Source organism: Pseudomonadota bacterium, from assembly GCA_030859565.1.
In the GTDB taxonomy this organism is placed as follows: domain Bacteria; phylum Pseudomonadota; class Gammaproteobacteria; order JACCXJ01; family JACCXJ01; genus USCg-Taylor.
In genome coordinates, this window is record JALZJW010000021.1 from 1 (window position 1) to 16,701 (window position 16,701).

15 protein-coding genes and 3 pseudogenes are annotated in these 16,701 nt (G+C 56.1%); 4 read left to right on the top strand and 14 right to left on the bottom strand.

All coding sequences use genetic code 11. The features are described from left to right. Positions 1 to 102 precede the first annotated feature (102 nt). From M3436_04885 to M3436_04895, 3 genes and pseudogenes are all read right to left on the bottom strand, one after another. Entirely contained in the window at positions 103 to 504 is a 402-nt protein-coding gene (locus M3436_04885; GenBank protein MDQ3563490.1) for a hypothetical protein, read from the bottom strand. 347 nt (positions 505 to 851) lie between these two features. Further along, positions 852 to 998 (bottom strand): annotated as a pseudogene (locus M3436_04890) (transposase). A gap of 831 nt (positions 999 to 1,829) precedes the next feature. After that, positions 1,830 to 2,335 (bottom strand): annotated as a pseudogene (locus M3436_04895) (DNA-deoxyinosine glycosylase). 413 nt (positions 2,336 to 2,748) lie between these two features. Here M3436_04895 and M3436_04900 point away from each other — a divergent pair. From M3436_04900 to M3436_04910, 3 genes are all read left to right on the top strand, one after another. Beyond that, the gene (locus tag M3436_04900) at positions 2,749 to 4,224 is read left to right on the top strand and encodes an amidohydrolase (protein MDQ3563491.1); all 1,476 of its coding nucleotides are present in this window, start codon (positions 2,749 to 2,751) and stop codon (positions 4,222 to 4,224) included. A gap of 160 nt (positions 4,225 to 4,384) precedes the next feature. Continuing rightward, complete coding sequence (locus tag M3436_04905) at positions 4,385 to 5,902, top strand: phospholipase D-like domain-containing protein (protein MDQ3563492.1); 1,518 nt, start codon at positions 4,385 to 4,387, stop codon at positions 5,900 to 5,902. Positions 5,903 to 6,134: 232 nt separating this feature from the next. Next, a complete protein-coding gene (locus M3436_04910; GenBank protein MDQ3563493.1) occupies positions 6,135 to 6,362 on the top strand; it encodes a hypothetical protein in 228 nt (75 codons plus the stop codon). Between the two features lie 4 nt (positions 6,363 to 6,366). Here M3436_04910 and M3436_04915 read toward each other — a convergent pair whose 3' ends face one another. The 9 genes and pseudogenes from M3436_04915 to M3436_04955 all read right to left on the bottom strand — a co-directional run bounded on the left by M3436_04915 (position 6,367) and on the right by M3436_04955 (position 14,187). Beyond that, positions 6,367 to 6,648 (bottom strand): hypothetical protein, encoded by a 282-nt coding sequence (locus tag M3436_04915; protein ID MDQ3563494.1) that lies wholly within the window; start codon positions 6,646 to 6,648, stop codon positions 6,367 to 6,369. 207 nt (positions 6,649 to 6,855) lie between these two features. Next, on the bottom strand, positions 6,856 to 7,287 hold the full coding sequence (locus M3436_04920; GenBank protein MDQ3563495.1) for a type II toxin-antitoxin system VapC family toxin: 432 nt from the start codon (positions 7,285 to 7,287) through the stop codon (positions 6,856 to 6,858). Then, entirely contained in the window at positions 7,284 to 7,532 is a 249-nt protein-coding gene (locus M3436_04925; protein ID MDQ3563496.1) for a ribbon-helix-helix domain-containing protein, read from the bottom strand. Before M3436_04925 ends, M3436_04920 begins: the two co-directional genes overlap by 4 nt. 240 nt (positions 7,533 to 7,772) lie before the next feature. Next, positions 7,773 to 9,923 carry a catalase gene (locus M3436_04930; protein MDQ3563497.1) on the bottom strand — a complete coding sequence of 717 codons (2,151 nt, stop codon included), beginning with the start codon at positions 9,921 to 9,923 and terminating at the stop codon, positions 7,773 to 7,775. A 65-nt stretch (positions 9,924 to 9,988) separates the two neighbouring features. After that, positions 9,989 to 10,579, bottom strand: a complete 591-nt coding sequence (locus M3436_04935) for a DUF3231 family protein (GenBank protein MDQ3563498.1) — start codon at positions 10,577 to 10,579, stop codon at positions 9,989 to 9,991. A 10-nt stretch (positions 10,580 to 10,589) separates the two neighbouring features. Then, positions 10,590 to 10,775 (bottom strand): annotated as a pseudogene (locus M3436_04940) (GlsB/YeaQ/YmgE family stress response membrane protein). A 445-nt stretch (positions 10,776 to 11,220) separates the two neighbouring features. Beyond that, positions 11,221 to 11,739 carry a hypothetical protein gene (locus M3436_04945; GenBank protein ID MDQ3563499.1) on the bottom strand — a complete coding sequence of 173 codons (519 nt, stop codon included), beginning with the start codon at positions 11,737 to 11,739 and terminating at the stop codon, positions 11,221 to 11,223. Positions 11,740 to 11,772: 33 nt separating this feature from the next. Next, positions 11,773 to 12,201, bottom strand: a complete 429-nt coding sequence (locus tag M3436_04950; GenBank protein ID MDQ3563500.1) for a BON domain-containing protein — start codon at positions 12,199 to 12,201, stop codon at positions 11,773 to 11,775. A gap of 1,662 nt (positions 12,202 to 13,863) precedes the next feature. Further along, entirely contained in the window at positions 13,864 to 14,187 is a 324-nt protein-coding gene (locus tag M3436_04955) for a polyhydroxyalkanoic acid system family protein (GenBank protein MDQ3563501.1), read from the bottom strand. A gap of 416 nt (positions 14,188 to 14,603) precedes the next feature. On the opposite strand from M3436_04955, the gene M3436_04960 reads away from it, so the two are divergent. Continuing rightward, positions 14,604 to 14,747: a hypothetical protein gene (locus M3436_04960; protein ID MDQ3563502.1), complete on the top strand. Its 144-nt coding sequence runs from the start codon at positions 14,604 to 14,606 to the stop codon at positions 14,745 to 14,747. A 227-nt stretch (positions 14,748 to 14,974) separates the two neighbouring features. Here the strand turns inward: M3436_04960 and M3436_04965 are convergent, their stop codons facing one another. Together M3436_04965 and M3436_04970 are read right to left on the bottom strand one after the other, a co-directional pair. After that, a complete protein-coding gene (locus M3436_04965; GenBank protein ID MDQ3563503.1) occupies positions 14,975 to 15,685 on the bottom strand; it encodes a TVP38/TMEM64 family protein in 711 nt (236 codons plus the stop codon). Positions 15,686 to 16,164: 479 nt separating this feature from the next. Continuing rightward, entirely contained in the window at positions 16,165 to 16,488 is a 324-nt protein-coding gene (locus tag M3436_04970) for a hypothetical protein (protein ID MDQ3563504.1), read from the bottom strand. Positions 16,489 to 16,701: the final 213 nt, after the last annotated feature.

Here is a 16,701-nt window from a genome sequence, read left to right on the forward strand (position 1 = left end):
CTAATTGTCCGTCGTTCATGATGGTCTTCATCCTCCCATCATGAACAGTCGCCGCCTTACTTCAGACTCATCTTGTATTAGAAATAAGCCCTCCCTTCAGACTCATCTTGCATTGGAATAGACTGCGCCTTGATTTCTTGAGTATTCATAGCTATAGTTAGCATGAGTTACTACGCTACATGAAGTGAGGTGCTCAACAATATGAGCGGGCGAAGTAACTGAACTGATTTTGATACCCTCAAACCCCGGAGCAACACCGATGGCAAAAGCAATGAAACCTGCGGTGAAGACTGCGAAAGCACCCCCTAAGGTCACGCGGAAGGCGAGCAGCCCGAAGAAAACGCCCGCAACAAAACGCCCGGCGAAAAAACCCACCACCGCGAAGAAGCCCGGCGGGAAGAGATAGGCCGCACCTCGAGTGACGCGGCGCGCGGCGTCACATGCGATGCTCGTGCGCGGTTCTTGCGCGGTCCGGTAGTCGGGCACTGTCACGTTGTTGCCCATTGTGGCTGCGGGTATTGACGACGTATTCAACACCGACCCGCAACTATCTATCGCTTCGTACCCGAACTGCTACCGAAGTGGGGACTCAACAATGAGTACGGAAGGCATAAGCATGCGGCAGTGCCGCTTTCCATAGCCGTATAGCTGCTGGGACACTGCCCGCATTTCAATGTGGAGAGGGATAATGGCAAGGCCGATAATAACGCTGAGTTTTCGCGTCAGCATTGGATGGCATGGCGGGTAAACGGGTTGACGCAGCGTGACTACTGTGCCGACCGCCAATTGAGTTTCACCCTGCTGTATCTACACACAGAAATAAACTAATCCGCCGCAAGCGGACGGGGTATTTAGAACAGCGCCAATTGGCGATCTTCAAGCAGTTTTTGATATTCCTTCCCTTGATTCTTCACGTATTTTCCGATCATATCTTCCTTCCCGTGCTTTCCAACGGTGCTCCCGAAATACCCGTCCGTCCAAAACTCTCCTCCCCATAAGCTGGCTGTGGTCCGCAGATAATATCTGATTGCGCATTTTCTTGCTCTTGCGGGAGCTAGAGGCATGGAATTTCTTGGGCACCTCGTTCGCTGTATGATTGAGTTCGCTGCTTTGGGCCGCTTGCTTATCACGAACAGCCTAAATTTCTTAGCGCTTTGCATGAAGCCGTGCAACGCTTGCGGCGGGAGAATCTCTTTCTTAGAAAGCAGCTCGCGTTCTATCAAGAACGCAAAGTGGTGCCGCGACGGTTTGACAATGCGTCGCGCTATCTCCTCGTACTCCTCTCGCGCTGCTTTGATTAGAAGGACGCCGTCGTCAATGTCGCACCGAGGACCTTGATCGGGTAGCACCGCGCGGGGTTTCGACTGTTCTGGCGTTGGAAGTGTCGGCGTGGACGACCGAAACTCCCCGCTGAACTTCGAGAACTGATTCGTCAGATGGTTCGCAACAATATCACCTGGGGCGAAGAGCGTATCGCCAACGAACTGTTTATTGAAACTCGGGATCCAGATCTCGCCGCGCACCGTGCGCAAGTACATACCCAGGCGCCCGCCGCGGCGGCCCCGAGGCGATCAGCGCAGTGTTGTCGAGTTTCAATACCCAGATTCAGATCATTCTTGTGTGGCACCGCAAAGTATCGGTCGGATGTTTCGAGATTGTCTGGGACTTTCTCTTCCAGTTCGATCATGCTCGACGCCCAGTAGATTGCTCCGGTGTCGGCGCAGATGTACGCACTGTGTTCGAATGGGGCGCCAGAGCTTACGAACTCAAAGGCATCAAGTAATTCGGCGTACTTCACGGTAACCATGGAAATCTCGGAGAGGCTAATGCTAAGGTCGCAGTGCGATCCGCCATACCCCAAGCTTCTTATCAAAGGGCAGAGAAGCATGGGCTGGACTTGTGGATGGGAGACGCAAGTAACTAACACAAGCAGTATCGACGGTCGGTAGGACATACTGTCTGTACAACGACTCTGCCTTCGTGCCGTTGAAGAACACAGCCCTGATCCCTTCATGATTGCGAAAAAAGCTGCGAAAGTCGTTTGCAGTAATTGTGTCAGCCTCAATCATTGCATCCAAGCTACCGACTCGCTTGCAGGCCTGCAGCACATCCCAAAGCGCAATCCGGGCCGACCGAAGCGCGTGAACCTAGCCTCATATGAGGAGGCAGGATCAAAGCCCAACAACTCCGCCATGATCTTCCAGAAGGCATTGCGACGATTCGTATAGTACTGACGCGCTTCCAAGGACTCGCGTCCTGGCATGCTGCCCAGGATCAATATCTCTGCGTTCCGATCTGCGATCGGTTCGAAACAATGTGAGAGCGCTTCCGTCATGAGTGTGGTCCGCATTTTAATCCCCAGCTCGTATAATCGAACATTATGGAGAAAACTGCGGGGGCGCTAGTCGCCTTAGCTACAGAATGTTGGAATAAACTGGAATAAACAGCATTTCGGACGCGCTAGGGCTCGTCGTATTTTGTGCAGAATGTCTGTATAAGGCGCACGGCACCAAAATTACGACACCCGGGCTACGAAGGATGCCCAGGGTTCCTTCTTCAGTTCGTCACGGTCAATCAAGGCTCTGTCAAATTGGCAAGCATTCATGCACCATGATCGCATGAACGAGCTTATTAGTTATCGCGGTTACCGCTACCCGCCGGAAGTCATCAGCTCCCGGAAATATACGTTTCGTATCCATCAATTTGACAGAACCCATCCGACAGATAACTCACACAACGGAGGACCTCATGCCCCAACAACACGATCCCGAAGGGCGCCGCCTGCCCATCAAGCTCGATACCACCACCAACGGCGAATTTGCACCCATACCGCTGGAGCCGGTGCATCACCAAGCGCGCCGACTCGCGTCCGATCTCTCGACCGAGAACGCCAAACGCCGAGGTGTTTCGCGCCGATCTTTTCTCGTCTCGGCCTGCGGCGCGGCTTCGACCTTGCTGGCGATGAACGCGGCCTATGCAGCCGCCGGGCGCAGCGGCGGATTCTATGAGCTTGCCGACGCGGCCGCGGTGGATCCTGAGATCGCGACTGCGGCATTGGACGGCAATGAATTTATTTTCGACGTGCAAGGACACTTCGTGAACCCGGACGGCGCCTGGCTCAAGCAACTGCCTCCGGATGCAAAGCCGCTTTCCAGCTTCGAGAAGTCGGCCTGCGCGTTCGCGGCCGAGCCGGGAAAACGCAGCTACCTGCAGTGCTTAAACTCGGACGAATTCATCAAGGACGTCTTCATGGATTCGGACACGGACATGATGGTGCTGTCTTTCGTGCCCTCGCGCCGCGCCGCCGAACCGCTTACAATCGAAGAGGCCGCCGCCACCGCCGAAATCGTTGAACGCATGGAAGGGACGCACCGGCTGCTCATACACGGGCGCGTGAACCCCAATCAGGACGGCGACATGGAGGGCATGGACGAGCTGGCCGAGCGCTGGAAAGTTTCTGCCTGGAAGACCTACACCCAGTGGGGGCCGGACGGCAAAGGATATTTTCTAAGCGACGACATCGGCCTCGCCTTCATCGACAAGGCGCGCAAGCTCGGCATCAAGAATATCTGCGTGCACAAGGGCATTCCATTCGGCAGACAATCTTATGAGCACTCGCTGTGCAATGACATCGGCAAGGTCGCGAAGCGCCATCCCGATGTCAATTTTCTGATCTACCACTCCGGATTCGTACCCGGCCAACCCGAAGGTCCATACGATCCGGCGCGCAAGGAAGGCATCGATTCGTTGATCAAGACCGTCGTCGAGAACGATATGCCGCGCAACAGCAATGTATATGCGGAGCTCGGCAGCACCTGGCGTCTGCTCATGCGCGATCCGCAAAGCGCCGCGCATGGGCTGGGCAAGCTGTTCAAATACCTTGGCGAGGACAACGTGCTGTGGGGTACCGATTCCATCTGGTATGGCTCGCCACAGGACCAGATCCAAGCCTTCCGGACTTTTCAGATTTCAGAGAAGCTTCGCGAGAAACACGGCTACCCCGAGATCACCCCTGGGCTGCGGGCCAAGGTTTTCGGCTTGAACGCAATGAAGCCTTACCACATCAGCGAGGATGAGATGAAGCGGCACACCGCGCAGGACCGCATCGCCAATGACCGAATCGCCTACCGGGAAGCGCCGAACCCGCACTTTCGCACGCATGGGCCGAGAACGCGCCGCGAATTTTTGAATCTTCTGGCGTGGAACGGCGGGCAGCGGGCTTGATTCCGAAACATCGGACGCCCGCGAAAACAATGGCGCGAAATCCGTCGCGATTGGGCTCGAACAGGAACGTGTCAGTGGTAGACAAGCTCCTCCGCCAGCTTTGCGAGCATCGTTTCGATGGGCGGCGATCGCGAGCGCGGCGGGAGAGAAGGGATAAGGGATGAACCAGGTCGCCGAAGCAGAGGCGCGGGAGCCGGTCTCGCTTGTTCGCCAGCTTGCCGACCAAGCGTTCTCAAGAGCTGCCGGTGCGCTGCTCATTCCAGGCAACAGCGTACACCTTTTGAAAGATGCACAGCAGAACTACCCGGCATGGTTGCAGGCGATTGCTTCCGCCCGGCGAACTATCCACTTCGAGAACTACATCATCCGAGAGGACGACACGGGACGTATGTTCGCCGACGCACTGATTGCTAAAGCGCGGGAAGGCGTGCGCGTGCGGCTGATTTACGACTGGATGGGAAATTTCGGCAAGACCTCTCGTAAGTTCTGGAATCACCTGCGCGAGGGCGGGATCGAAGTCCGCTGCTACAACCCGCCGCGCCTCGATAGCCCACTTGGCTGGCTCTCGCGAGATCACCGCAAGATGCTGGCGGTAGACACGCAGGTGGCTTTTGTCACGGGCTTGTGCGTCGGCCGAGAGTGGGTGGGCGAGCCTGAAAAGAATCTCGACCCTTGGCGCGACACCGGTGTCGAGGTACGCGGTCCGGCGGTCGCCGAAATTGAGCGGGCATTCGAGCAAATTTGGGCGATGACGGACGAGCCGATACTCGAAACGCATTCACTCGGCAAAGAATTAGCCACTCCCGCCGGCGATATCGCCGTACGCGTTGTTGCGAGCAGGCCGAACACCGCCGGGATGCTTCGCTTGGATCAACTCGTCGCCACGCTCGCGCACGAGAGGCTGTGGTTGACGGATGCTTATTACGCCGGAACTCCATCGTACGTGCAGGCGCTGCGCGCCGCACGCCATCACGGGGTGGACGTGAGGTTCTTAGTCCCCGGGGTGACCGACATACCGGTGCTGAGACCCGTATCGAGAGCCGGCTATCGCCCGCTGCTAGAAGCGGGCGTGAGAATCTTCGAGTGGAACGGCTCGATGCTGCACGCGAAGACGGCAGTCGCTGACGGGCGGTGGGCGCGTGTCGGTTCAACTAACCTCAACCTTGCCAGCTGGCTTGGCAACTGCGAGTTGGACGTCGTCGTGGAGGACGACGAGTTCGGGCGGCGGATGGAAGAGATGTATCTCGAAGATCTGACGAACGCGACGGAGGTCGTCTTGGACGCTAAGCACAGAGTGCGTGCTCCGGGCGCGCCTACACGCGCGCGAGGTGCGATATCGAGCGGGACAGGAAGTGCGGGACGCGCGACCGCCGGCGTGTTTCGCATCGGGAATAGTGTCGGCGCGGCAATGAGCGATCGCCGGGTCCTCGAACCGGTCGAAACGCGCATCATGACTACCGCTGGCTTGCTGCTTCTAGGCTTGGCCGTCCTATTCGCACTTTTTCCGCGCCTGCTTGCCTATCCGCTCATCGCCATTATCGTATGGCTCGCAGTAGCCCTGCTCTATAGAGGCTACGATCTCAAACGGGAAAGTGGACGAGGGGTACCTCATCCAGCGCAAATCACCTTACAGCAAGCTGCAGAAGACGCACATGAGGTTGAACCAAAGAAAGAGTAAGCAAAACAGGGTAGTGGTTCAGTTTGAATTTCGGCTATCGGTCCTATTCTGTTGGAAAACAATTGGTCTGTGCAGGTTCTCTTGCGAGACGGGCAAGACAAATCCATCGACGTATTGCATCTGAAACCTCCTTAGGTTGCTTTGGCGGATAAAAAGTACTTCTCTAGTGATCCTCGAAGTAGCCGGGATCGAAACATCGCGAGACTCCAGGTGTTCTGTCGTTAGTAGTCCGGTGGCTGCGGAATTCGCCGGTCACCATCTGGATATTTGCTGCGCGGCTGCTCTCGACATGAAGTCCACCGGCCAGAAAGACCGGGATATCAATTTCGCTGGCAATACAACAAATGTTTACACGCGGTTGCTGGGTTGCTTCCATCAGTTGACTTTGAAGCTTTCAATCATTTTCATCCGGCCTCCGTTCAGACGCAACCCAATCCCCAAGCTGCGCCCGCTGGAATGAATTCTTAACGAAGGCGAGTACGCCTATTCTTCATATGGTTCTTTTGTTCGCGGGATGCTTGCTGATCGAGCGACTGACGATACCTGACGCAACCCTGCATAAACTGCGGCCAGTCCGGCACCACAGGAAGAGGATCCGTTTTTTCCGGCAATAGACTCCAGAGCCAAGGATGGTGCCAACAAAGGTCGTGTCCAACACTGTCACGATGCTGACGGATACCTTGCCGCAGCTTCCTGCCTTCCGCAGTCAGCTCCTCTCGTGTCATCCCGTCGAGGTCATTATCCATAATCTTTTTCCTGATACCCTTAGTAATTTGAGCCGTCCCTAGCAATGAAGGGACATGAAAAGTGAAGGGTTGACGATTAGGGCCGGCGTCATCGGTCGGGGTACCACTGTGGTGCGCAAATATTTTACGGCCAAGCATTTTCCGTAGTATGGCTACGCGCGCTAGACATTGTCATCTGCAAATATTTGCAGCCCAACGATTCTGGCTTCAGGCAGTTATCGGATTCTGCCAACGTAACCCCGAGAAACGCCCGAAGTCCCCATCCGTGGAACAGAGTATTAATCCATGCTCTATCGCGAGTGCCGCGAGATGAGCATCGGGGACCAGGTTGCCTTGAACGCCAGCCGCTTTCACCAGTTGGCCCAAGATCTCGGCGTGCTGGTCCCCAGGCGCCGGGATCCACGTCGTCTCACATTGAAGCCATGCGATCACCTGTCGCCACGCATTCTCCATGGATTCCGGCTGCTCAAACGCCCGGGCGTTGGTTACGATTCTAAGGAAGGCGAGCAGTGTGGGCCACGGTAACCCTACCGGCGCGGTACCGTTGAGTTGAGTGTCGAGCCACTCGCGGGCGCGTTCGTGCTGGGAGAAGCTACTGACCTGTGCATAGATAAGAAGGTTGGCGTCGACAATTATCATTTGAAGGCGTCGCCTTCGGCGACGGCCAGTACGTCTGCGATGTTGTCAACACTCCCTATGCGACAGCGCCCGAGGGTTACCGGGGTTGTTCTAAATGGCCGGCGTGGTTCGGGTCGCGCGTTGATCTGCTTCAACCCTCGACGCAGGGCGTCATTCACCAAGACCTTCAGACTCTCGTCCCGACTGCGACGCAGGCGCTCGAGGGCTGCAGCGACGTCATCATCCAATGTCAATGTCGTTCTCATGCATCAAAGCATGAGCTATTTGATGTCTTGATGTCAAGACGAACTCGTTTGCCGGGAATTGGCGCGCTGCAAGTGCGGAATAAAACTCGACAGATCTCGGCAAAACTCGGCGTTTCTCGCCAAAAAACTCGCCGTTATATTCCGCAGCGGATATTTGGACACAGCAGTGCGAAAATCAGCCGGTTCGGAACTCCTGTCGCCTATCCTCTGCCGTGCTCTTGCCTCGTTTCGTATTTTCTCTCAAGCCGGTACTTGTTTATCCGCGCGATCGAAGTGGCGATGTTGCTTCATCGCCTCGATAAACTCCCGAACTAGTGTCTTGATATCGGCGCGCGAAGTGACCACACCCTTGTGACTCACCACCTTCGATTTGGTCGCTTCGCCAGCGAGGTCAATACCGGGTAAGTTCGCCGCGGCCACAAGCTGTATGCCTTCCCCGCCCGCGCCTAGCGTCTTGCAATGGCGAAAGGCTTCCTGAACAAAATGGATCGCATCGCCCTGCTTCGTCATCGCCGTGGCGCTTGCGTCCCCGCCGGGAACAAACACCGCGTCGTAAAACACCGATGCCGCGGTGAGATGGCTTTTGTCCGCTTCGATGGCGCTCTTGTCGTCTGATTCGATTAGCCCGAGGGTCTTGGCGATGACCTCCATACGCGCACCTTCGCGCGCGAGCGCGGCTTTCAGTTGAGTGATGTCGGCCGCGCGCACGCCGTCCGCGGCCAGCACCGCGACACAGCGGGTGCGGATTGAATCCTTAGGAGTGTTGGCAATACTGAGGGCGGCGGAAGAGTCAAGCGAGCGCTTACCATTGGGCAGCGATTGCTCGGGCCTGGAAGATTGTGGAGGTCGGCTCGCGGGCACCGCGACACCGATGCCGCCTGCGACTTCGCGTGCGAACGTCTCATCGATGTTTTGAAACTGCTCGACCACACGCTCGCGAATTTCCTTGCGTTCCACTTTGCCCAACTCAAACTGGCACGCCTCGACTAGATGCTCGCGTTCCGGCGCCGATTGACTCTTCAAAAACATCGTCGCCTGACTGTAGTGGTCTTTGAAGCTATCGCTGCGGGCGCGGATCTTGTTGCCGTCCACTCGCTCGGCGTAGTGTGTGTACCCTTCTCCCTGAGCGGCCAGGAAAGGACATCCGCCACCGACACTGTTGGGATGATAGGGCGCGCGTCCGGTCGGGATCACCTGCTGACCAAACCCGTCCTGCTGATGATTGTGCACGGGTGCCACCGGCCGATTGATCGGGATTTGCGCGAAGTTGGGACCGCCCAGCCTTGTCAGTTGCGTGTCGAGGTACGAAAACAGCCGGCCCTGCAATAGCGGATCGTTGGTGAAATCGATCCCCGGAACGACGTTGCCGATACAAAAAGCAACCTGCTCGGTCTCGGCGAAGAAGTTCTGCGGATTGCGGTTCAGCGTCAGCTTGCCGACCCGACGAACGGGGATGACTTCCTCCGGCAACAACTTGGTTGCATCAAGTAGATCGAAGCCGAAGGCAAGTTCATCCTTCTCGTCGATGACTTGCAATCCCAGCTCATACTCGGCGAAGTTGCCCGCTTCAATCGCTTTCCACAGATCGCGGCGATTGAAGTCGGGATCCTTGCCAGCGATCTTCTGGGCTTCATCCCAGACCAGCGAGTGCACACCGAGGAGCGGTTTCCAGTGGAACTTGCACAGGCAAGCCTTCCCTTTTCTATTCACGAGTCTGAATGTATGAACGCCGAAACCTTCCATCATGCGAAAGCTTCGAGGCAGTGCGCGGTCCGACATCAGCCACATCATCATGTGCATGGTTTCGGGCTGCAGCGAGACGAAGTCCCACAGCGTATCGTGAGCGGAGGCTGCCTGAGGAATTTCGTTATGCGGCTCCGGTTTTACGGCGTGGACAAAGTCGAGAAACTTGATGGCATCCTGGATGAAAAACACCGGCATGTTGTTGCCCACCAGATCGAAGTTACCCTCCGCCGTATAGAACTTGGTCGCGAAGCCGCGTACGTCGCGTACCGTGTCCGCAGACCCGCGAGAACCCGCGACGGTCGAGAACCGCGTGAACACGGGAGTCGTAAACGAAGGATCACAGAGGAACTGCGCGCGAGTGATATCTTCCAGCGATTCGTAGACCTGAAACACCCCGTGCGCGGCGGCGCCGCGCGCGTGCACCACGCGTTCAGGGATGCGCTCGTGGTCGAAGCGCATGATCTTCTCGCGCAGATGAAAGTCTTCGAGCAGCGTTGGCCCGCGCGAGCCCCCGTGCAGCGAATCGTCAGTCTGCTCAACTTGCACGCCCTGATCGGTAGTGAGCGTCGCGTCTTGTGGATACTCGCGGAACGGTTCCAGGCTTCGGTTCTTGTCGGGCGAATTTTTTAGACGGTTGCTCTTCATTGGATTTTCCTCGGTTGTGTTTCCCGGCTAGGCCCGGGAGCCCGTTACGCCAGAATCGATACGTGTTACAGCATATCCTCGCGCGCTTGTTCCGCGCGCGCCGCGCCAATAGCGGTTTTCACGTCTTTTTCTTCTTCGGGAGGCGGCAGGACCGCGGGCATTCCGAGCGACTGGATCCACAATTCGCGGCACCAGCCTTTGCTGTGGTAAATGTGCTCGTCTTCCTCATCTTCAACTGCTTCGCACGCCGCTGTTAACGCCTTCCTTTCGTCGCCTTTGGCTTTCTCGGCGCATTTGGAAAGCAGTTCCCAGTTTTGATGGTCCTTGGTTTCGGCGAGCACCACGCACTCACAGGCGACAAGTTCGGCGGCTTCCCGCTTGCCGCTTTTCTTTGCCATTTGCATTGCCTGCACCAGTCCTTCGCCGAGATGGTGAACGACCTGGCGTCCCGGCGTTTGCTGTTCCGGGTCGAGACCGAACTTCTCAAAGAGATCGCGAACGACTTCGATATGATGCTTCGTCTGTTCAAGATACTTTGTCCATTCTTCCTTCAAGTCCTTGTTAACCACGCACTGCAAAGCGGTCGTATAAACCTGCGCCCCACCCATCTCGGTTTCCAACATCTGATACAAAAGTTCTTTGACCTGCTCGTTCATTTTCTTCCCCTTAGTTGCGTTTGACGATCAACCGGTACAAGAGCAGCAGAATAAACGCGCCAACGACTCCGCCGATGAGCCCGGCGGGGGCTCGCGGCACAAAGTCATTGCCTGTCCAAGGTACGTGGCCAGAAACGACACGGCGATACCGAGGAGGATTGTGATGATGAAAGCCCGGGGTGTCTCTTCCCGGCATGAGTAGTTTGGCGATGATGCCGCCCAACAACCCTATGACGATCGTTCCGATGAATCCATGATCACTGGCTTCTCGGGCCGTCTGAGCCGGTAGCGGTGGAGGGACACCCGCGGCCCGCGAGAAAGCCACAAGAAGTATGGCCGACATCCGTGTCGTATCCTGCGAAGTAAGCGCGCGGTGGCAAATCCCTGCCCGGTCGAAGTGGCGCTACGATAAGCCATCTTCGCCTCCGGCGACTACGCGTGCTCGACCTAGAACTCACGACAGTAAGCGATTGATTTTGCCCCCCCACCTTAACGGTCATGTCGTCTTATCGTCAATACCTGCAGACCAACCACCCCGACATCTCGTCGCGGGCGATGTCGCCCGCTTCTTCGACCCCGTGTTCCCGCCGCTATCGGCGCATCGGCGGGAGTCCGGAGAGTTGCCTGACAACGTACGTTTTCTAGCTTACGTCCGCTTCGCCGGTCGTTGAAATATCGTCCGCGTTTGCCCTCTCAAAAATGTCTTTGGCCCGTTTCCGCTGATTGGCATCATCGGTATGAACTGAGATCAGTATATTTCCGCCACGGACCTTCCCTTCGTACCGCTTCGCCTCATATTCTGGAATTCCCAGTCCAACCAGCCCTCCTATTATTCCCCCAGTTGTGCCGCCCACCGCTGCTCCGCTCAGGGCGCCCATGATAGGGCCGGCGGCAATGAATGGGCCCACCCCGGGAATAGCCAGACTTCCGATTCCCGCCAGCAATCCCAAAACGCCGCCCACGCCAAGCCCTACCGCACCACCGGTGGCAGCCCCTTCAGGGGCTTTGGTGTGCTGCTCGTGAGCAAAGTCTTTGCTAGTGGCCTTATCAGGGAATAAGGCCGATATATCGTCGTTCGAAAAACCCGCAATTTTAAGTTGATCCACTATCGCTTCCGCTTGGGTTTGAGTCTTAGCGATACAGAAAACGGCTTTTTTCATGATGTCCTCCTAAGTTCAACTACAGTTTTGCTGTTAATCAGTTTGACGTTCTATCTCGAGTTGGTTCTGAACCTGTGTTACACCGGCAGCTTGGCGCGCCAGTTTGTCGATCGTGGTCTTCTCTGCTTCGCTTTCAACAGGCCCCCTAAGCGTCACTACTCTATTAAGCGTGATGATCTTTACATTTTGGGCATTCAGTGAAAGCGAGTCATCCCCCACTACAGCACGGCGTATTTCCGCTGTTATCTTGCGATCACCGTCGTCGCCCTCGACCTGATTTTCTGGGGTCAAAGTAGCGTCACTCTTATCGCGCACATTCCGTTCTGTATTCTCCGCATCCGAAGTATTCGCCTCGGGTGAGGAGTTTTCCGCGGTGGAGAAGGTTTCGCTGTTAGCTCCCCAGACAACACCGTTACTGGTCATTACAACAACCGCTAGTAGTAGCATTAATCGGGTATTCATATTGGCTCCTTTACTCAATATCTTTTTTTGGGCGTTCGCCGTTGTGAATGATCCTTTGGGTGACTCTCTCATGCCCCCCATCTTTCTCATCATCGTCGTCGTCTGGCATGTCTTTTCTTCCTCGCAGCGATGGACCGTCTTAAGCAATGATTCACTTCAGATCCGTGCGCTCTCGGATGAGTATCCAGCCCTGGTCAATTCATAAGAAGATAAATAATGACCAGCACCACGACAGGTACACCCAGAACCCATCCAATTAAATATTTGCCCATTGCCGTTCTCCTAGAATAAAAATAAATGTCGGTTGAGGCGCTGTCTGCACCCGATTCACTAGAATTTCATCGGCCGTTGGTCGTCCCAAGCCTCCGGTGATGTCACGTCGATTGTTTCATTACTGAGATCTGGCGCAGGGGGTGCGGACCGAGCCCTGGAATTTTTTAGTGGCACTCGTGCATCGGTCGCGCAAACGTACGCGGCGCGTACGCGGCGCGACGGCCCGAATCTGGATCAAAGAAATACATCAGCGCAGCGCCGATGCCCATGAGTATCAGTGTCATCATAAGTTCCTCCTCTAAAATGACGCAGTGCGTATCTGCGTTGATTGATCGATGCGCGGCGTGAACTACGCGTAAGACTCGAGCCGTTATGACACCGTCTTGCTTCGTCTATTTTTCGCTGCTGCTCGCCCACCGCGACTAGTCGCCTGTCGTTAGAGACGCCGGCGCTACATCACCCGCTCGGTTCATGGGCATGAAAAAAAGATGCCATAGGCTTCGTTACCTGCTATTGCCTTAGCGGTCAAGCACCTGCGCCTAGTGCGAATAGCATAAAATACATTTTTGCGAGGAGATGAGGTAAAGATTACCGTTCCCCTTGTAAACCGTACAGCGAGTGCCTGGGTTAAGCGCTGCGCGCGAGGTTGACACTTGCCGGGGGTGGACTCCAAGCGGGTCGTATGCTGGAGCTTGTCATGCCAGGGCAGATACGAAGGACAGGCCTCCATCGCCGAGAAGATATGCACTAACCCGGGGTGCTCACCGCGCGAAGCCAAAATCGCCTTGATCTGCTCTTCCTTACGAAACGCCCTTATAATTCCTGAGGAGCTCGATTTCCAAAGAAGCCTCCGCGGCCAACCGCTCGGCATGGTCCGAAGCTCCTCTCGCAGCGGCTCCGCCCAGCGCGGATAGTCAAAGAGCCGAATCTCGCGTCCGCTCAGATACCGGGCCTGCCCAAGCGGCGGCAGTTCTCCGCAGCGTATAAGCAGCGCATTGTGCGCGAAACCAACGCCTGCAAAGTGCTAAGTGAGACCGGTGCGCTGTTGCGCCGGGAAGGGTTGTACAGTTCGCACCTGACGCACTGGCGCAAGGAGGTCAAGGTCAGCGAACAGGCTGCGCTCGCCCCCAAGCCCGCGCGGACCCAAGCCCGATCGCGCCAGTGCCGAGTCGCGCCGCAACGAGGCGCTGGAACACGAGGTCGCGCGGTTGCAGCGCAAGCTCGAACGGGCCGAGCAAATCATCGAGGCCCAAAAAAACTGTGCGAACTGCTGGGGCTACCCGTGGGCGAGGAGACCACGCGATGAACACTGCCATCCAGATCGCCCGCTGGTCGGGCTTTGTAAGCGACCGGGGCGACAGGTAATCCCGCCGACATGCTGAAAAAGCGTTACTTCTTCTCCAGCAGAAGTTGACCTTCCTTTCTAACTCTACCCATAATTGTGTCGGCGATGGTGGCGAGGATGTTTGGTAGAACAACTTCCACTATAACCGACTCTTCGAACACATCAAGGTGCCCATGTATCTTCTGACCAAATGTGCCGCCCTCGAAATAAAGACGATCGTCTTGCCAACGTTCATAAAACGACAACATCAAACCGGTAACGCCACCGGTCATCTGTGCGCGCATATTGCCGAATCCTTCCTCGATACGGCGGCGCGCCTCAGCCTTCCCTAGCTTGTGGGGAATGTTGACAGTGACAGGTCTCGACATTCGGCTTTTCCTCGTGAACTCTCATTTTAACTATGTAATGCGCGCGCCGCCATCATGTTTACGCCGTAGGACATCTAATAGCAGGCAACGTTTGAGGGGTACTTCCGTCATGCGGTTGGGATCGTCATTGTAGTCGCAAGGCTGTGTGGTAGATCTGGGATGGCATTCAATGGGTAGTTTTTACATGATAAACTCCTCATATTCCATAGAGCACGCATCGATGTTCAGTGTCCTTCCGCTGTTCAGGGCACCGCGGCATGGATGCTCTCGAAGATCAGCAGCTCGCCGAGCTTCTCATGTGGGTCCCGTGCTCAATGTCCTGCGGCAAAACACGGCGTCCCCGATCCGATATTCGATGCGGTAGAAAAAGAACGACTCTTTATGGACCGATTCAGCTATGCCCACTTGATCACGCCATGTATCACAAGGTATCTAAGACATTGAACCCGAACGCCGTGCGTTCGGGATTGTTCGCGAGCGATCCCGGTCGAGGCGAATCCAAGTACGGCAGGCACAACCAATCCACCGAGCCGTCACTGCCGATCAACGCCGCCGTCTAGCCCCTGCCGACGATACCGTACTCCGCAATTTTCTTGTAGGCCATGGGTGCACCCGACAGGCTGCTGAAGAACCACTCCCTTCTGGCTAGCCAAAGCGCAGCGGAGTCGAAGCATGAAGCGTAGCAGCGCCAGCGTTGCGAAGCCCAAACACGGGATCGCGATTGCTTCACCGCACTTCGAGTCCTCCTAAGATCGCGCGAGTTTTTCGAAGCTTTGCCGCTATCCTTCTACCGCGAGTCCTCTCCCACGCCTGCTTCCGTGAGCTTTTCTTTTGCTTTCTTGGTGACCAAGAATGCGACTACGATAGTCGCGGCGAGACCAATTCCGAAAAAGACCCATTGCGCCATTCCCCACTCGCCTCCTCCGCCGGTTAAAGCCCCGCCTATCGCACCAAGATATAAGTACAGCATGACTCCGGGAATAATCCCGACGAAGGTCGCGAGGATGTAGTGCCAGAATTTGATCTGCGTAATACCAAAAAAGTAGTTCTGAAGATTGAACGGCACCAAAGGACTCAACCGCAGCAGCAGAACAACCTTCCAACCCTCCTCGGTGACTGCTTTATCCACTGCCTGGAACTTGGGCCGCTTTTCGATCATGCCTTTTATTCGGTCACGCACGAGATAACGCGCGGCCAAAAAAGCAAGCGCCGCGCCCAACGTCGCACCGACCATAACTACGGGGAACCCCCATCCCAAACCGAACACCAGACCGGCTGCGATTGTGAACGGCGCGCCCGGCGCGAGGACCACCGTGGCAACGATGTATGCGGCCGCGAAAACCACTCCGCCCCAAACACCCAGTCCCTCTATCCATCCGCTGAATGAATCTAGCCAGTCCTTTAGCGGTAGTAAAAACCAGGCGGCGAAAACCGCGACCAAGGCGATAGCCGGGATAATCAAATTCCAGAGGATCCCTTTTTCTTTCGATTCCGGCATTGCGTGCTCCTTCAAGTCGAAAAGCGTTTGCCATTCGCGCGCAATTGCTTAGGCTGGGTATTCGCCGGCCCCCGCAAGCCGAATGTCCAACTCAGCAACTTTTTCACCGTTGGCGTCAACTTTTGTTCCATCCGTTCCCAGCCTCACGCATGGTTTGGCATTCGCCGAATGCCGCAGCGCTTTGCTCGGAACGCATCCCACCTCCGGATCGACGATGCCTGGCTTGACGACTATCATAAACTCTAAGATCCCGCCTTAAGCACGTGCCCTAGTCCAATCAGGACCAGATCCAGCGAAACTCGCTCCAAAGTCCCCAACGTCTCCGCCAACGAGGCCGGCTTCTCGGACAATGGCTAGGCGAACTGAGGCAATGCAAGCCATGACCCCTGCCTTCCCGTGGTTGGAATACAAAAACACGGACGGGAAAGGCGCTGCTGCACGGCCTGCTTGCCTCAGCTAGCTAGAATTCCTTGCTTGGTTTACTCGATCATCTTGAGATGGCTTTCGGCGCTCTCCACGGCCATCTTGGCACTGCCAGCGTCCTGCGCTTTGAGCGCGTTATTGAGAGCGCTTTCGGCTGCGGTTAAGTGCTCCGCGCCTGCTTCCTTGGCTTGCTCAGCCGCTTGGACATGTGTCAACGACACCTGCGCGTGCTCTTGGATACCCTCAATGGTACTTTCCTTAACCGACGCCTGGGCATGCTCCAATGCTTGTGCGGTATGGGTGGCCTCCGCTGAACAGCCAACCCCTGCCAACAAGCCCAAGCTACCCGCGATTAGTCCGACTAGCGTTTTGCGTTTCATCTCTATTTCCTCCGTTCTTGTTTAATAGTTGTGATTGAGCACGGCGTTTGACCATCTAATCCCGCGTTAATTCTGGGACTTGCCGGTCTGGGTAAAACCAGTTCCCCGTCAAATTATACAGCAATGTGAGACCTAACGACCCGAGGGCACCCGCCGTAGCGGGTGCACCGTTGGGGTACAAGTAAGCCGCTGCGCGGCAGTTTTGACGAACAG